This is a genomic window from Dactylosporangium sp. CS-047395 (assembly GCF_050942185.1).
GTDB lineage: Bacteria > Actinomycetota > Actinomycetes > Mycobacteriales > Micromonosporaceae > Dactylosporangium.
Window position 1 is genome coordinate 8511042 of sequence record NZ_CP192015.1, and the last position, 17128, is coordinate 8528169.

Genomic DNA, 17128 nt, shown 5'->3' on the forward strand with positions numbered 1-17128 from the left:
ATAGGACCATGGCCGACAAGGACAAGGAATCCGCACGGCCGCTGGTTTCCATCCTCGTCGCCCTGTTCACCGGGGCCGGCATCGCCCTGCAGCAGCTCTCCACCGGCCAACCGGCGTCGTTCGCCCGCTGGGCCATGCTCATCGGCGGGTCGATCATCGGCGGGCTCGGGGGGCTGTTCGCGGCCGGGCTGTTCGAGTCGGTCCTGCACTGGTCCGGCGACGTACTGCAGAAGCTGCGCACGTTCTTCGCCCCCAAAGTGCTCGGCTTCGTCGGCGGGCTGTGCCTGGTCGGGCTGGCCATCGGGTACCTCGCGCCGCCCACCATCGACTTCACCCGGCGCTGGCTGCGCGGCTGCGACCGGCCGGCCGCGGTGCGGGTGCTCACGTCGCCGGAGCAGCTGGACGCGGTGCGGCAGCTCGCCGACGCCTACGAGTCCGCCACGGCCGCCGCCGAGCACGGGTGTCCGGGCGCCGAGTTGTACGTGTACGCGGCCCGCCCAGACGACGCCCGCGAGGCGATCGGCAGCGGCTGGACCAACGACGCGCTGCGCCAGATCGGGCCGCGGCCGGACGTGTGGCTGCCCGACTCGACCGCCGACGTCGACGCGGCGCGGGACGCGGCCGCGCGGTTCGCGGTGCCGGTGCCGATCGCCGGGCAGCGGGTCATCGCCGCGTCCCCGGTGGTGCTCGGGGTGCCCGCCGCCGCGGTGCCCGACGACCTCAGCGCGCGGCGCGAGGAGCTCACCTGGAAGCAGCTGTGGGACGAGGTGGTCCGCCGCGGCTGGGACGTGGTGCGCCCCGACCCGTCGGTGTCCGGGGCGGGCTCGCTGGCCACGACCGTGCTCTACGACCGGACGAAGGCCGACGGCCCCGCCGCCCGCGCGATCGAGCAGCGCATCGAGCGCTCGCTGGACGCCGGCGGGTTCCCGCTCGGCGACAGCACCGAGCTGTTGTGCCGCAAGCGCGCCGGCGACCCCCGCCGGGCCGTGGTCCTGACCACCGAGCAGGCCCTCGTCCGGTACAACCAGGGGCTCGGCTGCGACCTCGGCACCGGCCCGCCGGACGCCGGGCAGGCCCTGGTCGCCTTCTACCCGCGCGACACCGTCGGCGCCGACCACCCGCTCGTGCGCCTCGGCTGGGACACGACCGCGGCCGCGGCCACCGCCGCCGTGAAGGACTTCGAGGGCTGGCTCGGCCGCGACGACGGCAAGCGCGCCCTGGTCCGCACGGCCCTGCGCCCGCCGCCCCTGTTCGACGTGGCCGACCCGCTGTCCGACCGCTTCGGCGCGCATGCCGGGATCGCCTTCGAGCGCCGCGCCCCGTCCCCCGAGACGATCAGGACAACGCTGCAGCGGTACTCCCAAGCCCGCCGCCCCGGCCGCATCCTCCTCGCCCTGGATGTGTCCGGCTCGATGTCCACCCTCGCCGACGGCCGGCAGACCCGGTTCCAGGTCGCCTCGGCCGGGGTCGGCAAGGCCCTCGCCCTGATGAGCGGCCGCGACGAGTTCGGCCTGCGCATCTTCCCGAACGGAGCGAGCCCGGACGCCAGGGATCTCGTGCCGCTCGGAAGAGCCGACGTGCCCATTTCCGGTGTACCCCGCGCCAAGGCCGCCACCGACGCGCTCGCCCAGGTCAAGCCGGGCGGCGACACGCCCCTGCTGCAGACCGTCGGCGACGGCGTGACCGACGCCGCCCGGGACCTCGGCGAGCGGATCGCCGGCCTGGTCGTGCTGACCGACGGCAACGACACCAGCGGCCTCGACCCGGCGAGCGTCGACGCCCGGGTCCGCGACAAGGGCGTCCGGGTCTTCGTCATCGCGATCGGCGAGGCCAGCTGCGGCGCGTTCGCGCTGCGCGACATCGCCGCGCACACCGGCGGCGCCTGCTACGACGCCGCCACCGGCGACATCGGCGACATCCTCACGGACCTGTTCGGCCTGCTCTGGGGAGGCGAGCCCACGAATGACGGATGACCCAGCCACGCGCCCACCGGCAACCCCCGCCAACGAAACGCCCACCACAAACGCGCCCACCAAAAACGCGGCCGCCGACAAAGCGGCCGCCGACAAAGCGGCCGCCGACAAAGCGGCCGCCGACAAAGCGAGCGCCGACAAAGCGAGCGCCACAAAAGCCATGCAGGCGGACGAGCGGTCCACAGTGGAGCGGGCGGGCAAAATCCTGCTGGCGTTCGCGGCCGGGGTCGCGATCACCCTCCTCGTCAACCTCGCCGTCGCGGCGCTCCGGCCGAGCCACGACCCCGAGGACGGCGAGCTCGTCATCCTCTCCGGCCGCGACGACGGGTACGGCAACCAGCGCCAGGCCCTCGTCGACCAGTGGAACGCCCTGCACCCGCGCAACCAGGCCCGCATCGAAGAACTGGCGGCGGTCGCGGACGCCCAGCGCAGCGAGATGGTCGCCAGGGCGCAGGGCGGCGGCAAGGGCGACGCCGACATCTACAACCTCGACGTGACCTGGACGGCGGAGTTCGCCTCCCAGGGGTACATCCGCGCCCTGAACGACAGCGACCCCGCGGGCTTCCTCCCGGCGCCGTTGCGGACGTGCCGCTACGACGGGAAGCTCTGGGCGCTGCCGTTCAACACCGACGCCGGGATGCTGTACTACCGCGACGACTACGTCGGCACCGCCCCCACGAGCTGGCCGCAGCTGGTGGCGGCGTCCCAGTCGGTGCTGACCGGGTTCGGCGCCATCCCCCAGAACGACCGCCCGGGCGCCGGGTACGCGGGGCAGCTCGCCGACTACGAGGGCCTCACCGTCAACGCGCTGGAGGCGATCTGGGGCGCCGGCGGTGACGTGGTCGACGGCGACGGCAACGTCGTCATCGACTCCTCGGCCGCCCAGGACGGGCTGACCCGGCTCGCGTCGGGCCTGCAGAAGTCGACCCCGCAGGTGATCCTGCCCGCGTCGGCGACGTTCGACGAGGCGGCCGCGACCCAGGCGTTCGCCGAGGGCAAGGTGCTGTTCATGCGCAACTGGCCGGTCGCGCACCGGACCCTCGACCCGCCGCCGGCCCTCGCACCCGCGCCCGGCGCCACCCCCGGACCGGTCGCGAGCCCCGACACCCGCCCCGCGCTGCGGTTCGGGGTGACCCGGCTGCCCGGGCCGAGCGCGCTCGGCGGGCAGAACCTCGCCGTCTCCGCCCACAGCCGCCACCCGAATGCGGCCCGGCAGCTCATCGAGTTCCTGACCAGCGAGCGCAGCCAGCAGATCCTGTTCGAGCGGGGCGGGTTCGCCGCCACCCGCGAGATCGTGTACCGCGACGCCGAGGTCGTCCAGCGCTACCGGTACGCGCCGACGCTGCTCGAGGCGATCCGCTCGGCCCGCACCCGCCCGGTCACCCCGCACTACGCCCAGTTCTCCGAGACGTTCCGGGCCGTCGTCCGCGAGGCCCTCGCGAACGGCGGGCAGCTCCCGGCCGACGCCAAGGCCCGGCTGGAAGCCGCATTGAAGGGCTACAAGCGCTGAGCCGTGTCCCCGAGCACGATCTCGCTCAGGAAGCCAAGGCTCGCGGTACCGGCCGCGAAGTACCCGTCGTGCCCGTCGACGCCGCCCACCGGTACCGAAGAAGCCCCGAACGCCGGGTCGTAAGGGTGAGCCCCGTGGCCCGCGCCCACGAGCCGCAGGCCCGGGATGCGGCGGGTCCAGTCGTTGGCGGCGGTGCCGGCCCACACGTGCGCGGCGGTGTGCAGGTCCGCCGCCCGCGCGACGCCCAGGCCGGGGCTGCCCAGCGCGACGAGGTCGGTGACCCGCGGGTCGAGCCCGTGCGCGGCCAGCCCCATCACCGTCGAGCCGTAGCTGTGCCCGACGACGACGATCCGCTCCCCCGGCAGCCGGGCCACGAACTCGCGCAGCGCGGCCGCGCCGGCCGCGGCCAGGTCCTCCCGGGCGGCGTCGAGGCCCACGCCGTGCGGCGGGTGGTACCCGAGCCACGCCACCACCGCCACGCCCGTCCCGCCCCGCGCGGCGACCGCGTCCGCGAGCTGGTGCGCCTGCCACACCGGGGCCCGCCGCTGCACGCCGCCGAGGCCGCGGTCGAAGTTCGCCGCCGTCGTGTCGACGCCGGGCACCAGGACGACGACGGTGCGGGCGGTGCCCAGGTCGCCCACGATCTCCAGGGCCCGCCCGTCGGCGAGGCGGACGTCCTGGATCGGCAGCGGGGCCGGGACCGCCGGGGTGCGGGTGGGGCCGAAGACGGTGAGGGCGGCGGCGACGATCGGAAGCATCAGCAGCGTTCGCATGCCGGGCAAGCTATGAACGCGACCGGCCCCGGATCGTCATACCGGGGAGCCGTTCTTCGATCCCTCCACGGTACTGAAGAACGCCATCGGATCGTGCCGGCCGCTGTGCACCGGGGCCGAGAGGTGCAGGCGCCGCTTCACGCCGGCCAGATGGTCGTGCAGGTCGGGGTCGCCGTGCCGGGACGCGGTCAGGTGCGCGATCCGCCGCTCCCGCAGCCAGTCCAGCAGCACCGAACCCTCGCTGCCGGGCCAGGGCCGGCGGCCGTGGTAGATGTCGTGCACGGCCACGGCGACGCCGGGCTTGAGGCGGTCGAGGAGGCACGCGGTGTACCAGCGGGCGAATCCGGCGGTGTGCCGGGCGTCGACGAGCACGAAGCCGGGGTCGTCGGGCAGCTCGGCGGCGCGCACGTCGCCGCGCACGAAGCGCCAGCGGGTCCGGGTCAGCTCCTCGGGCAGGGTGCGCCGCGCGTGGTCGACCCGGTCGAAGGTGTGCAGCACCCCGTCGCCGTTGTCGCGCAGGGCCCGCAGCAGCCACGAGGTCGACCAGCCGTGGTACGAGCCGATCTCGATCACCGTGTGCGGGCGCAGCGCCCGGACGGTGAGGTAGGAGATCTCGGCCTCGATGTCGTCGAGCTTGGGGTGCATGTCCCGCTGGGCGAGCAGTTCGCGCTGCTGCTCACGGGCGGCGCGCAGGTCGGCGGCGTGCTCGCGGTACCACTGGATGATCGTGTCCACGGAGTACATGGCGCGAAGGTAGGGCGGCGCCTGCGGGCCGGGCGTCCCTCCGCGGAGCCAGCCGGCCGTGCTACCCCGGTACTACCCCGGTGCTACTCCCCCGCGGTGACCACGCCGGCCTCGTAGGCGAAGACGACCGCCTGGGCCCGGTCGCGCAGGTCGAGCTTCTGCAGCACCCGGCTCACGTGGGTCTTGACGGTCTGCTCGGCCACCACGAGGGTCTCGGCGATCTCGGCGTTGGACCGGCCGCGGGCGATCAGCCGCAGCACCTCGACCTCGCGCGGGGTGAGCTCGCGCAGCTTGGCCGGCGGGCGGCTGGCGACCCGGGGCCGGGTGGCGAACTCCTCGATGAGCTTGCGGGTCACCGACGGGGCGAGCAGGCCGTCGCCGGCCGCGACCACCCGCACGGCGTTGACGAGCTCGGCCGCCGGGGCGTCCTTGAGCAGGAAGCCGGACGCGCCCGCGCGCAGCGCCTCGAAGACGTAGTCGTCGAGGTCGAACGTGGTGAGCATGAGGACCCGGGGCCGGTGCAGGCCGGGGCCGACGTCGAGCAGGCGCCGGGTGGCCTGCAGCCCGTCGAGGACCGGCATGCGGATGTCCATGAGGACCACGTCGGGGGCGCGCTCGCGGGCCAGGGCCACGCCCTGCTCGCCGTCGGAGGCGTCGCCGACGACGGTGAAGTCGGGCTGGGCGGCCAGCAGCGCGGCGAAGCCCTGGCGGACCATCGCCTGGTCGTCGACGATCAGGATCTTGATCATGCGTCCCCCAGGGGCAGTGTCGCGACGACCTCGTAGCCGCCGTCGGCCGCGGGCCCGGCCCGCAGGGTGCCGCCGATCGCGGCCGCGCGCTCCTGCATGCCCATCAGGCCGTGGCCGCCCTTGCCGTCGGCGGGCGGCGGGGCCCCCGTCGGCTCGTTGCGCACGAAGACCCGCAGCTCCGCCTGGTCGCGGAAGATGACGATGGCGACCGGCGCGCCGGCCGCGTGCCGGCGGGCGTTGGACAGGGCCTCCTGCACAATGCGGTACGCGGCCAGCCCGACGCCGGGCGGGACCTCGATGCCCTCGGCGGGCGAGTACTCGACCCGGACCCCGGCCCCGCGCGCCTCGGCGACCAGCCCGGCCAGCTCGTCCAGGGTGGGCTGGGGCTCGGTCAGCGGCACGGAGTCGTCGCGCAGCACGCCGAGCAGGCGGCGCATCTCGGTGAGGGCCTCACGTGAAGTACCGGCGATGGCCTGAAGCTCTTCGGCGACCGCGGGCGGGACGCCCTCGATGCGGTAGACCGCCGTCTCGGCCCGCACCGCGATGAGCGACATGTGGTGGGCGACGATGTCGTGCATCTCGCGGGCGATCCGGTTGCGCTCCTCGGCGATCGCGCGGCGGGCCTGGGCCAGCTCGGTGCGCTCGGCCTCCTCGGCGAGCTCGTGCTGGACCTCGCGGCGGCGGCGGATCTGGTCGCCGATGACCAGGATGGCCAGGACGAGCAGCAGCAGCGGGGCGACGTTGTCGGGGTTGACGTAGCCGAAGACGAGCAGGGCGGCGCTGATGCCGACCCAGATCAGGATCGCGCGCCGGTGCCGGATGGCGACCACGGCCAGGACGAGCGGGAAGCTCAGGATCTGCACCGGCTGGAACGGCCACGGCGTGCCCTGGTCGAGGTGCAGCGAGAGGCTGGTGTAGATGGCGGCGAGCCACGCGATGCGCCAGGCCAGCAGCGGGCGGGTGGCGACCAGCGAGATCGGGGCGCCGATGAGCACCGAGCAGAAAATGATCTGCATCCAGTGCCGGTTGTCCTGCGAGGAGACGTTGCCCTTGTAGTAGACGAAGGCGAGCAGCCCGGCCAGCATGCCGGCGATCGCGCCGATGAGCGGCAGCGCGCGGCCGAGGCGCGTCCTGGGGTGGACCGCGGGATCCCTGGCGGCGATGAGCCCCCACAGGCCGCGCGCGATCCACCCCACGACGGTCATGCTATGCCAGCTGCGGTACCACCTCGTCGAGGGCCTTGTCGACGGTGAGCGCCGTGATGCCCTTGCTCTGGATCAGCTGCAGTTCCTTCTCCAGGTTGGCGGGCGTGACGGCGTAGGTCGGGTCCTCGGCCGAGGCGTCCACCTCGTGGTAGACCAGCACCAGCCACGACTTGTCCCGGATGGCCTGGTCGATCCACAGGCCGACCTGGGCCGGCGTGGTGGTGTTGAGGATGTTCTGCACCTTGATGTTGTTCACGTCGGTGCTGTCCTTGGTGTTGTACCCCTCGTCGGTGGAGCGGTGCGAGCGGTAGTACTTCTTGGTCGCGGTCAGCACCTTCGAGTCGTACTCGCCGTAGGGCGTCGCGAAGTTCTTGGCGACGTCCGACCCGCACCACTTCTTGAGGTCGGCCTGGCTGTTCTTCAGCTCGGTGTCGATCTTCGCCGCGGTGAGCTGCGGCAGGTGCGGGTGCGTGACGGTGTGCGAGGCGATCTCGACCCGGTGCGACTTGAGCTGGCACATCTCGGCCTGGGTCATGTAGTCCGGGTACGTGATCGTGCCGGTGAGCAGGTAGAACGTCGAGGGCATCTGGTACTTGTCCAGCAGCGGGACGCCCGCGGTGTACTGCGACTTCCAGCCGTCGTCGAACGTGAGGCTGATCAGCGCCCGGTCGAGCTGGGCCGGGGTGTACTCGGCGAGGCTGAAGTCGTCGGCGGTGACCCAGCCGACCTTGGCCAGCACCTGGAACACGGTGATCTTGGTGGCGCCCACCGGGACGGTGTACTGCCCGCTGACCTTCGCCCAGGCCGAGGAGGCGGGGGCGGTGGCGAGGTACGCGTACTGCTCCGACCCGTCGGCCATGGTGACCTCGACGTCAAGCTCACTGTCCACGTTGGACTGGTACCAGTTCGAGTACTGGTAGGTCTTGCCCGGCGTGATGCTCACCGCGGCCGGGCTCCACTTCGAGTCGCCGCTGGTGTACTTCGTGATCTGCGTCTTCACCGCCCGGCTGCCGGTGTGCGCGCCGCTGCTGAGGTACGTGAACGCCGTGGTGTTCGTGCCCCACGTCGAGCTCGTCCAGCCCGACGGCGCGCTGCCGTTCGCGGTCTCGACCGACGGGTTGGCGATGAGGTTGCCCGGGGTCGTCGGCGGCGGCGGCGTGGTCGTGGTGTTGTCGACCGTCACGGTCACCTTGGACGTGGCCGCGGTCGGGCTGGACGCGGTGCGGGCCGTCGCGGTGACGGTGTGCACGCCCTTCGTCGCCTTCTTGGTGTCCCAGCTCGCCGCGAACGGGGCCGCGGTGTCCTCGGCACCCACGTCCACGCCGTCCACCGCGAACTTGACCCCGACGACGTCGGCGCTGGCGGTGGCGGTGAGCTGCTGGGTGCCGGAGACGGTGGCGCCCTCGGCCGGGGCGGTCAGCTTGACCGAGGCCGGCGTCGGGGTCGGGTCGGACGCGCCGGACTCCGCCATGAAGTACAGGTCGGTCTGCAGGCTGCCCTTCTTGGCCAGCACGTGGTACACGGAGGCCTTGACCGCGTCGGCGGGCGTGGTGAACTCGATCGAGAGCTGCTTCCACGCCGTGGCGACGGGGGCGTCGGCGAGCCAGACGAACGTCTGCTTGCCGGCCGCGTTGGTGTAGACGACCTCGAGCGACGTGGCGACCGAGCCGATGTACCAGTCGGAGACGACGTACTTCGTGCCCGGCTTGACCGTCACCGGCGCCGCCATCCACTTGGCGTCGCCGGACGAGCGCGACGTCATCGTGATGGCGAGGCTCTTCTGGCCGTCCTTGCCGCCGCTCTGCCAGCTCGACGTGGTCTGGTTGGTGCCCCACTTGTCGAAGGTCCAGCTCGCCGGGCCCGAACCGGCGGCGGTCTCCGCCGAGGGATTGCCGATGAGGTTCGCACCGACCGCGTAGGCCGTGACGCCGGGCAGCAGCGTCGAAACGACGGCCGCGAGGACGGCGCCGATGAGTAATCTGTACAGCCGCACGTGTCGATACCCCATTCGTCACAGAAAGCAACTTCGGACGGGGTATCAGACCAATCATCCCCATATCGCGTCAACGCAAAGTGGCGACGCGGTCACGACAGTTGCGGGAGAGCGCGCTCTTGACCAGCGCCGACTCGCAGATTAGCCCGGGCGACCGTGCACGTTCGGATTAACTCCTCCGCGCCGGGGGTGATACTGCGAGTCACCCAATAGTGGTGAGAGCCCTGCCGTTCATGAGGCCCGGTCCGTAGCGTGTCGGGGAGGCGTCTCATGACGGACCGGAAGATCGAGCGCCATGACCGTGTCGACGGGTGCCCGGTCGCCCACGACGCCGACGGCATCTGGCGGGTGCACGGCTACGCCGCCGGCCGGGCGTTGTTGCGCAGCACCGACACGGTGCAGGCGGGCATGAACATCGAGGGCGTCGAGAAGATGCCCAAGCGGATCCGCCGCCCCGTGCTGTACCGCGACGGCGAGGAACACCGCGAGCACCGCCGGCAGACCGCGCGGTACTTCACCCCCCGCCGCGTCGATGCCGCCTACCGCGACCTGATGGAGCGCATCGCCGACGAGCAGCTCGACCGCCTGCGCCGCGCGGGCCGGGCCGACCTGTCCGACCTGAGCTTCCGCCTCGCCGTCGCCGTGGCGGCCGCGGTCATGGGCCTCGACGGCGGCCCCGGCCTGGCGCGCCGCCTGGAGCGGTTCTTTCCCGAGCACTACGGCGAGCCGGGCCTGCACAGCCCGCGCGCGTTCTACTGGCTGCTGCGCAACAACTACTGGAGCCTGAGCTTCTACTTCCACGACGTCCGCCCGGCGGTCCGCGCCCGCCGCCGGACCCGCGCCGACGACGTCATCTCCCACCTCATCGACGAGGGCTGCACCGACGGCGACATCCTGGGCGAGTGCCTGGTCTTCGCCCCGGCCGGCATGGTCACCACCCGCGAGTTCATCAACGTCGTGGCCTGGCACCTGTTCACCGACGACGACCTGCGCAAGCGCTACACGTCCGGCGACGAGCCCGCCCGCGTGGCCCTGCTGGAGGAGCTGCTGCGGCTGGAGCCCGTCGTGTACCTGATCAAGCGCCGCACCACCGCGCCCGTCCCGCTGCCCGGGGTGACGATCCCGGCCGGCGCCCGGGTCGACGTCAGCGTCACCAACACCAACCTCGACCCGGAGGCCGACGGTCCCGGCCTGAGCTTCGGCGACGGCGCCCACCGCTGCCCCGGCCAGCACGTCGCCCTGCGCGAGACGGACATCTTCCTGCACAAGCTGTTCGCCCTGGACGGCCTGCGGATGGCCGCCGAGCCCCGGGTCGCCTTCAAGGAGGACATCGCCGCCTACGAACTGCGCGGCCTCGAGGTCGAGCTCGCCTAGAGGCGGCGCTCCACGGGCAGCCTGGAGCGGGTCAGCAGCCAGCCGGCCGCCATCGCGGTCAGGGGGACCGCCACGAGCACGATGGCCAGGCTCGACCAGGGCAGGGTGAACGGCGCCGCCGGTTCGGACGGCCAGGTGGTGACGCTCGCGCGGTTCAGCGCGGCCAGCACCGCCGCGCCCGCGCCGAGGCCGCCCGCCACGCCCAGGACCGCGCCCAGGCCGGCGATCAGACCGGCGCGGCCCAGGGCCAGGCGGCGGCGCAGCCCCGGCGAGGCGCCGACCGCGCCCAGGGTCGCGTGGTCGGCCCGGCTGTCCACGGCGGACAGGCCGGTCGCGATGCCGGCCGCGCCCAGGGCGACCACCGCCGCGGCCAGGGCGAACAGCAGCACCACCAGGACCGGGGTGCGGGTGCGGGGCTTGACGATCTCGCCGCCGTAGCCGTGGCCGAGCTGGGCCAGGCGCTGCTCGAACGCGTCGGACTCGGCGGTCGTCGGCCGGCGGGTGGTGGCGGCCACGACGCCGATGACCCCGCTGCCGAGGCCGGCCTTCGCGACCGCCTGCGGGGAGATGGCGTAGAACTCGCGCGAGTAGGCGGTCGGGGCGTAGTAGCCGGGGACCCGCAGCACCTCGCCGGTCGACTGCGGGGTGACGAGGGTGGCCTGGCCGCGGTACACCTTCAGCGGGTCGCCGACCACGACACCGCCGGCCGCGAGGACCGCCCGCGCCCGCTCCAGGTCGGCGCCGCTGAGGCCGCCGATCGGGCCGAGGGCGGCGCCGTCGTCGACGATGTGCACGGGGCCGGTGGTGCCGGCGAAGACGTAGGCGGTGTCGGCGCAGCGCTGGTCGGCGGCGGCGGCGCGCTGCTGGGCCGGGGTCAGCTCCCCCATCCGGTACGGGCAGCCGTTCTCCTCCGGCCGCACCGGCTGCAGGTCGCAGGCGCCCTTCCCGAGGCAGGTCACCGCGCGCACCTCGGTCACCGAGGCGACCGGCAGCGGGGCGAGGGCCTCGCGCAGCCGGTCGGTCGGCAGCGGCTCCGGCCGGCCGTCCTTGCCCGGCGGGGACTGCACGACGGTGGCGTACCCGATCGGCAGCGCCGTGCCGTACATCGCGTCCATCCGCGCCTCGACGCTCGCCTGGTAGGTCGCGATGGCCGTACTGCCGATCACGGCGGCCATCACCGCGGACACGGCGGGCGAGGCGGCGGCCCGGTTGCGCGCGGCGTCGCGGACCGCGATCCGGGCCGCGAGCGGCAGCCCGCCGCCGAGCCGGGCCAGGCCACCGAGCACCGCCGGCGTGGACAGCACCAGCCCGAGCTCGGCCACGACCAGCCCGGCGAGCACGGTCGTGGCGGCGGAGCCGGTGATGCCCCAGGCGACCACCGCGGCCCCGAGCGCCACGCCGGCCAGCCCGGCGGCGGCGAGCCGGCGGCCGGCGCGGGCCCGGGGGCGGCGGCCGGTGAGCGCGGCGAGCACGTCGGTCCGCCCGGCCGTGACGGCGGGGGCGAGCGCGGCGAACACCCCGGTGACCACGGCCAGCAGCGCCACCCCGAGCAGCTCGGCCGGCGGGACGCGCAGGCCGCCGGGGCGGGCGTGCAGCACGTACTGGGCGACCAGCGGCCGCGCGGCCAGGGCGGCGGCGATGCCGAGCACCGTCCCGGCGACCGCGGCCGCCAGCCCGAGCACGAGCCCGTCGGCGAGCACGATCCGGCGCAGGTGCCCGGGTGTACCGCCACTCGCGGCGACGAGGCCGAGCTCGCGGCGCCGGCGGCGGGCACCGACGGCGAAGGCGGGGCCGGCGAGGAGTACCACTTCCAGGACGGCCATCCCGACGGCGAGCACGGCGAGGTTCAACCGGGTCGAGGCCGGCCGCAAGGGGGCGAGCATCCCCTCCTCGCCGTCGCCGCTGCCGTCGCCGCCGAGCAGCACGGCCCGCGACCCGGCGGTGATGCCCCGCTCGTTGAGCCGCCGGACCTGGTCCCAGCCGAGTGGTTCGGGGGTGTCGACGTACCAGGTGCCCGGGGACGCCGGCAGGGTGCCGGGGCGCAGCACCATCGCCCCGCTCAGGTTGTCCGGCCGCTCGAACTCCCCGACGACGGTGAACGTGCGCTTGTCGTCGGGGAGGGTGAACGTGCCGCCGAGCCCGGTGCCGAGCCGGCGCATGGCCGCGGCGTCCAGGGCGGCCTCGGAGTCCTTGCCGGGCGCGCGGCCGCGCACCAGGTCGATGTGCCCGGCGAACCGCGGGTCGGCCAGGTCCAGCAGGTACGCGGGCAGGCCGCCGCGCCCGGCCGGCGTGCTCACCGCGACCCCGCGCTCCTCCTCGGTGTGCACCAGGGTGCTGCCCGGCGGGAGTGCCGCGAGCAGCGCCCGCTCGACGTCGGCGGCCGGCGCGTCGAACTGGAACCGGGCGTCGGCGTGCACCGGCTCCCACCTCACCCCGGAGCGGTCCTGCCGCACCGGCCCGTCGACGACCCAGCGCAGGGTCGCGTCGAACCGGCCGAGGTCGCGGTCGGCCTGCTCGGCCGGGGTGAGCGTGAACTGGTCCAGCACCACGGCGACGAACGACAGCGCGAGGACCGGCAGCATGATGAGCCCGACGATGAGCGCGGCCCGCCCCTTGGCCCGCGCCGCCTCCCGCCGCGCGATCCGCACCGCGATCACGACACCACCCCGGGCAGCGGCTCCTCGGGCTGGGCCAGCGGCCCGGACGCGTCGACGATCCGCCCGTCGCGCAGGAACACGACCCGGTCGGCCCAGGCGGCGTGCCGGGACTCGTGGGTGACGAGCACCCCGGCCGCGCCACCGTCCACCTTGGACCGCATGAGCCGCAGCACCGCCTCGCCGGTCACCGAGTCGAGGGCCCCGGTCGGCTCGTCGGCCAGGATGAGCCGCCGCTGCCCGACGAGCGCCCGGGCGATCGCGACCCGCTGCTGCTGCCCGCCGGACAGCTCGTCCGGGAACCGCGCGGCACATCCGGCCAGCTCGACGTCGGCCAGCGCGGCCAGGGCGGTCCGCCGGGCCCGGCGCGGCGAGGTCCCGTCCAGCTCCAGCGGAAGGGCCACGTTCTCCGCCGCGGTGAGGGCGGGCAGGAGGTTGAGGTCCTGGAAGACGTACCCGATGGACCGCCGCCGCAGCGCCGCCAACTCCCGCCGCCGCATCCCCTCCAGCCGCCGCCCCTCGACCGCCACCCCACCCGCGTCCGGCCGGTCGAGCCCGCCCGCGAGATTCAGCAGCGTCGACTTCCCCGACCCCGACGGCCCCATCACGGCCACCAGCTCACCGGCGCCGACAGCCAGGGACACCCCGCGCAGCGCATGGACCGCCGTCTCCCCCTGTCCGTGCGTCCGGCACACGTCGAAGAGCTCAAGCACGCTCATCAAGCGCCTCCAGGTGTACCGCCGGTGCCTCGACGATCGCCCTCGGCACCCGCGCGACGAGGCGCGACTCGCAGTGATCGAGCCACCGCAGCTCGGCCTCGGCCTGGAAGACGAGCGCCTCCAGCACGAGCCGCCAGGGCAGATCCTCGGGCCGCTCGGCCCCGCGCTTCATCCGCGTGTACTCCTGCATCGCCCGCATGGTCGCCGTCCGCTGCGCCTGCACCACGCCCGGCACGTCAACTCCCGGCGTGGTGATCGCCAGCGCCAGCTTGACCGCCAGCTCGTCCCGCGGCCGATCCTTCCCGGCGACGGGCGTCGCGAACCAGACCTTGAGCTCGGCCCGCCCGCGCTCGGTCAGCTCGTACGGCCGCTGGCCCTCGTGCTCCTCCAGCGCCCGCACGAGCCCATCCCGCTCCAGCCGCGCCAAGGTCGTGTAGACCTGCCCGATGTTGAGCGGCCAGGTCCCCCCCGTCGACTCCTCGAACTCACCGCGCAGCTGATACCCATGCATGGCCCCCCGCTCCAACAGCGCGAGCAACCCGTGCCTGATCGACATACATACGGAGTATGCATACCGCGTATGCATCGGTCAACCCAAACCCTCCACGCTCGGGCGCGGGCGGCAACGCGGTGAGCGTGACCAGCTGACGCGGGGCCGCTCGCCGGCCTCAGCCTCCAGGGCGCGGTGACGGCGGCGCCCCAGGGTTCGACCTGCCGCTCAGCATGGACGCAGATCGATGCCGAGCCGGCGGCGGCGGGGGTACGGGCGGACCGTCTTCCCCTCGTCCTCCAGCGCCAGGATCATCCCCAGCACGCGCCCGTCGAGGTCCTCGTCGTCCGGCAGGGTGATCAGCTCGTCGTGGCTCCACGGTTCGGGCAGCGCCCCCGACAAGGCGGCCCTCACCACGTCGGCCGTCGAACGGGTCATCGTCCGGGTGGTGTTCACGCCCGGCGGGCTCGGGGAGTACACCGGCCAGTAGGCGTGCCGGTCGCCCGAGCGCGGCCGCCGCGGGTGGGAAGCGCAGTGGTGCAGGAACCCGTCGAGGTCCGAAACGTTGTGGCGCATGGCCTCGGCGACCAAAACCGCCCAGGTGAAGCCGCCCACCAGGCCCCAGGCGGCGCCGTCCAGTTCGTGTTCGCGGGACCAGCGGCGGACCTGGGTCAGCAGGGAGCGGAACGCGGCCGGGTCCAGGCCCTCCAGGAGGGCGTCCGCGTCGTGGACGGCCAGCGCGGCCCGCCGCCCGGCCTCGTCGAACACCGGGGTGAGGCGGTCGACGTCGCCGGTCGTCACGTGCTGGACGTCGACGTGCACGCCGGCGACCACGGCCCGCAGCACCGGTACGACGGTGCCCGCCAGGCGGGCACCCGGCAGGACCTCGGCCAGCGCCGCCAGCGGGTCACCGGGGTCCGGGGCCGGCGTTGCCCAGACCAGATCCAGGTCCGTCGAAGCGGTGGCGACGCCCAAGCGGACCGACCCGACCACGTGCATCCGTGAACCGGGCCGGACCGCCGCGCCCGCCTCGTCGACCAGGCGGCGGGCGATGTCGTGGCCCGTCGCCAGCGGCACCGAACGGCGCACCGCGAACGGCTCGTCGCCGCGGCGGCTGATGAGGTCGAGTGCGGTCGCCGTGAACGAGAGCGGGGTCCAGTCGAATCGGACCGCATCGGAGCCGGTGAGCTTCGCGATCGTCAGGTGTGGTGTGTACGTACCCGCGGTACACCCGGGGAATCGTGCGGCCAGGGCGCGCTGCAACACCCGAAGTGCGTCCGGTGGCGAGGTCTGCGGCTCCAGCCACACCGTGGTGGAACTGCGGTGCTCGAACCGGCGCACCTCGGCCAGGCGGATGTGGATCGGGCCCGTGCCGGCCACGACCGCCGCGACCACCTCGGCGGCGGCGGTGAAGTCGGCCTCCGGGACGAAGCCGTGGAGCAGGTTGATGTGCGGCATCCAGCGCCGGTACGCCGGATCGTGCGCCGCCCGCACCGCCTGGATCGGGCCCCACACGTGCTCCGGCGGGCGGATGACGAGTGCCGATGTCGGGACCGCCGCCGCGGTGACGGTGGGCTGGGCCGGTTGCAGGAGCGCGGTGACGCCGAAGTGGTCGGAGACGAACCGCGAACCGTCGGCGAAGGGCCGGTCGGCGAAGCGTTCCGCGACGACGGGGGTGAGGGAGCCGCGCACGAGGATGCGGTCGAGGCGGGCGGCGCGGCCGGTGCGGGAGGCGATCGCGGCGAGCGGGTTGACGGCCGGGTCGAAGGTGAAGCCGGCGTCGTGCGGGTGGACGGCGCGCCAGGCGTCGACGTAGCCGGGCACCGCCGGGGCGGCCTCGTCGCCGGCGTTGAGGTCGGTGAGGACGACGGCGGCCTCGAGGTCGCCGCGGTCCAGGCGTTCGGCGATGACCCGCAGCTGGTGCTCGCGGCGCTGCTCGGCGCCCTCGGTGTGGTCGCTGGTGAGATGGGCCGCGACGAAGCCGGTCCGGCGGCCGTTGAGTTCCAAAGTGCCGAGAACCAGCCGTTTGTACGCCGAAAGCCGCTGCACCTCCAGCGCCAGCGGCCACCGGGACAGCAGCGTGGTGCCGTACCCGATCGCGGCGTCCGGGCCGGCCGAGACGCAGTAGCCGGCGCGCACCCACGGCGCCGCGAGCAGGGCCGCCCACAGCTCGTGGGTGACCTCGTGCAGCGCGACGACGTCGGCGCCGAGGCCTTCGAGGAGCTCGACGCAGGCCGGCACCCGCAGTTCGGGGTAGGTCAGCTCGCGGTCGTAGGCGTCGGAGAGCACGTTGAACGTGGCCACCTGGAGCGTGTCGGCGTGCACCGGCGCCGCCGGGCCGGCCGGAACCCACCCGCCGTCGAAGCGCAGGCACCCGGCCGCTTCGAACGCGGAGACGGCGCGCTTCGGGGCCTTCGCGGGCGCGGCGGACGGGGCGGCGCTCAGCGCGGCGAGATCGGCGGCGCCAGGGCCGAAGACCAGGTCCACGCGCGCGGTGCGGTCCCAGACAGTGGTGGTGCCGGCCTTCACGTACCGTACGCGATGCCACGGCACGTCGCCCCCGCCGACGAAGGCGAGCAGCGGCGTCTCGCGGATGCCGGCGCCGCGGTCCTCGTAGCCGACGCGGAAGCGGGTGGCGTCGAGCGAGGCGTCGTACCGGATCCGGGACACGACGTCCTGCACGGGCCTCATGCACCGAGCGTAGGTCGCGGCGCGGGCGGCCCGCGATCGATTAACGGTAGTACTGCTGCTGCCTGCGGTCCTTGCGGCGGCGCAACAGCACCACCAAGATCGCGACCAGCACGACGATGACCATGAAGCAGCAGCACGGGATCGCCAGGCGCCCCAGCAGCTCCCCCGCCCGGTATGCGGGGTCGTCCGGGTCGAGCGTCGAGGTCGGGTCCATGGCGGTCGATGGTAGCCGCGGCGCCCTCGTCGAGAACGC

General features: G+C 74.0%; 13 protein-coding genes. 3 read left to right on the forward strand and 10 right to left on the reverse strand.

The annotated features are described in order from the left end of the window. The first annotated feature begins 8 nt into the window (after positions 1–8). Positions 9–1973: a substrate-binding domain-containing protein gene (locus ACQP00_RS39830; protein WP_433206603.1), complete on the forward strand. Its 1965-nt coding sequence runs from the start codon at positions 9–11 to the stop codon at positions 1971–1973. A gap of 160 nt (positions 1974–2133) precedes the next feature. Next, positions 2134–3483: an ABC transporter substrate-binding protein gene (locus ACQP00_RS39835; RefSeq protein ID WP_433206606.1), complete on the forward strand. Its 1350-nt coding sequence runs from the start codon at positions 2134–2136 to the stop codon at positions 3481–3483. Here the strand turns inward: ACQP00_RS39835 and ACQP00_RS39840 are convergent. From ACQP00_RS39840 to ACQP00_RS39860, 5 genes are all read right to left on the reverse strand, one after another. Continuing rightward, positions 3471–4256, reverse strand: coding sequence for an alpha/beta hydrolase (locus tag ACQP00_RS39840; RefSeq protein WP_433206609.1), 786 nt, complete (start codon positions 4254–4256; stop codon positions 3471–3473). The two genes, ACQP00_RS39835 and ACQP00_RS39840, sit on opposite strands and share 13 nt — an antisense overlap. 36 nt (positions 4257–4292) lie before the next feature. Continuing rightward, complete coding sequence (locus ACQP00_RS39845) at positions 4293–5000, reverse strand: class I SAM-dependent methyltransferase (RefSeq protein WP_433206612.1); 708 nt, start codon at positions 4998–5000, stop codon at positions 4293–4295. Between the two features lie 83 nt (positions 5001–5083). Continuing rightward, positions 5084–5749 (reverse strand): response regulator, encoded by a 666-nt coding sequence (locus tag ACQP00_RS39850; RefSeq protein WP_433047308.1) that lies wholly within the window; start codon positions 5747–5749, stop codon positions 5084–5086. Next, positions 5746–6945, reverse strand: a complete 1200-nt coding sequence (locus ACQP00_RS39855) for a sensor histidine kinase (RefSeq protein ID WP_433206615.1) — start codon at positions 6943–6945, stop codon at positions 5746–5748. Before ACQP00_RS39855 ends, ACQP00_RS39850 begins: the two co-directional genes overlap by 4 nt. Before the next feature lie 10 nt (positions 6946–6955). Then, positions 6956–8947 (reverse strand): polysaccharide deacetylase family protein, encoded by a 1992-nt coding sequence (locus tag ACQP00_RS39860; RefSeq protein WP_433206618.1) that lies wholly within the window; start codon positions 8945–8947, stop codon positions 6956–6958. 270 nt (positions 8948–9217) lie between these two features. Between ACQP00_RS39860 and ACQP00_RS39865 the strand changes: the two genes are divergently transcribed. Beyond that, a complete protein-coding gene (locus ACQP00_RS39865; protein WP_433206622.1) occupies positions 9218–10321 on the forward strand; it encodes a cytochrome P450 in 1104 nt (367 codons plus the stop codon). Here the strand turns inward: ACQP00_RS39865 and ACQP00_RS39870 are convergent. The 5 genes from ACQP00_RS39870 to ACQP00_RS39890 form a co-directional block, all read right to left on the reverse strand. Continuing rightward, the gene (locus tag ACQP00_RS39870) at positions 10318–12978 is read right to left on the reverse strand and encodes an ABC transporter permease (RefSeq protein ID WP_433206625.1); all 2661 of its coding nucleotides are present in this window, start codon (positions 12976–12978) and stop codon (positions 10318–10320) included. The two genes, ACQP00_RS39865 and ACQP00_RS39870, sit on opposite strands and share 4 nt — an antisense overlap. After that, positions 12975–13694 carry an ABC transporter ATP-binding protein gene (locus ACQP00_RS39875; RefSeq protein WP_433206628.1) on the reverse strand — a complete coding sequence of 240 codons (720 nt, stop codon included), beginning with the start codon at positions 13692–13694 and terminating at the stop codon, positions 12975–12977. The genes ACQP00_RS39870 and ACQP00_RS39875 overlap by 4 nt, the downstream gene beginning before the upstream one ends. Then, positions 13681–14250, reverse strand: a complete 570-nt coding sequence (locus ACQP00_RS39880; protein WP_433206631.1) for a PadR family transcriptional regulator — start codon at positions 14248–14250, stop codon at positions 13681–13683. Before ACQP00_RS39880 ends, ACQP00_RS39875 begins: the two co-directional genes overlap by 14 nt. A 162-nt stretch (positions 14251–14412) precedes the next feature. Further along, entirely contained in the window at positions 14413–16875 is a 2463-nt protein-coding gene (locus ACQP00_RS39885; protein ID WP_433206634.1) for an RNA repair domain-containing protein, read from the reverse strand. Between the two features lie 40 nt (positions 16876–16915). Further along, positions 16916–17089, reverse strand: coding sequence for a hypothetical protein (locus tag ACQP00_RS39890; protein ID WP_433206637.1), 174 nt, complete (start codon positions 17087–17089; stop codon positions 16916–16918). Positions 17090–17128 lie beyond the last annotated feature (39 nt).

Bases quoted from the DNA above. Each gene is read 5' to 3' on its own strand.
- ACQP00_RS39890 (WP_433206637.1), bottom strand. From the start codon at position 17,089: ATGGACCCGACCTCGACGCTCGACCCGGACGACCCCGCATACCGGGCG.
- ACQP00_RS39880 (WP_433206631.1), bottom strand. From the start codon at position 14,250: ATGTCGATCAGGCACGGGTTGCTCGCGCTGTTGGAGCGGGGGGCCATG.
- ACQP00_RS39885 (WP_433206634.1), bottom strand. From the start codon at position 16,875: ATGAGGCCCGTGCAGGACGTCGTGTCCCGGATCCGGTACGACGCCTCG.
- ACQP00_RS39830 (WP_433206603.1), top strand. From the start codon at position 9: ATGGCCGACAAGGACAAGGAATCCGCACGGCCGCTGGTTTCCATCCTC.
- ACQP00_RS39845 (WP_433206612.1), bottom strand. From the start codon at position 5,000: ATGTACTCCGTGGACACGATCATCCAGTGGTACCGCGAGCACGCCGCC.
- ACQP00_RS39875 (WP_433206628.1), bottom strand. From the start codon at position 13,694: ATGAGCGTGCTTGAGCTCTTCGACGTGTGCCGGACGCACGGACAGGGG.
- ACQP00_RS39840 (WP_433206609.1), bottom strand. From the start codon at position 4,256: ATGCGAACGCTGCTGATGCTTCCGATCGTCGCCGCCGCCCTCACCGTC.
- ACQP00_RS39850 (WP_433047308.1), bottom strand. From the start codon at position 5,749: ATGATCAAGATCCTGATCGTCGACGACCAGGCGATGGTCCGCCAGGGC.
- ACQP00_RS39835 (WP_433206606.1), top strand. From the start codon at position 2,134: ATGCAGGCGGACGAGCGGTCCACAGTGGAGCGGGCGGGCAAAATCCTG.
- ACQP00_RS39865 (WP_433206622.1), top strand. From the start codon at position 9,218: ATGACGGACCGGAAGATCGAGCGCCATGACCGTGTCGACGGGTGCCCG.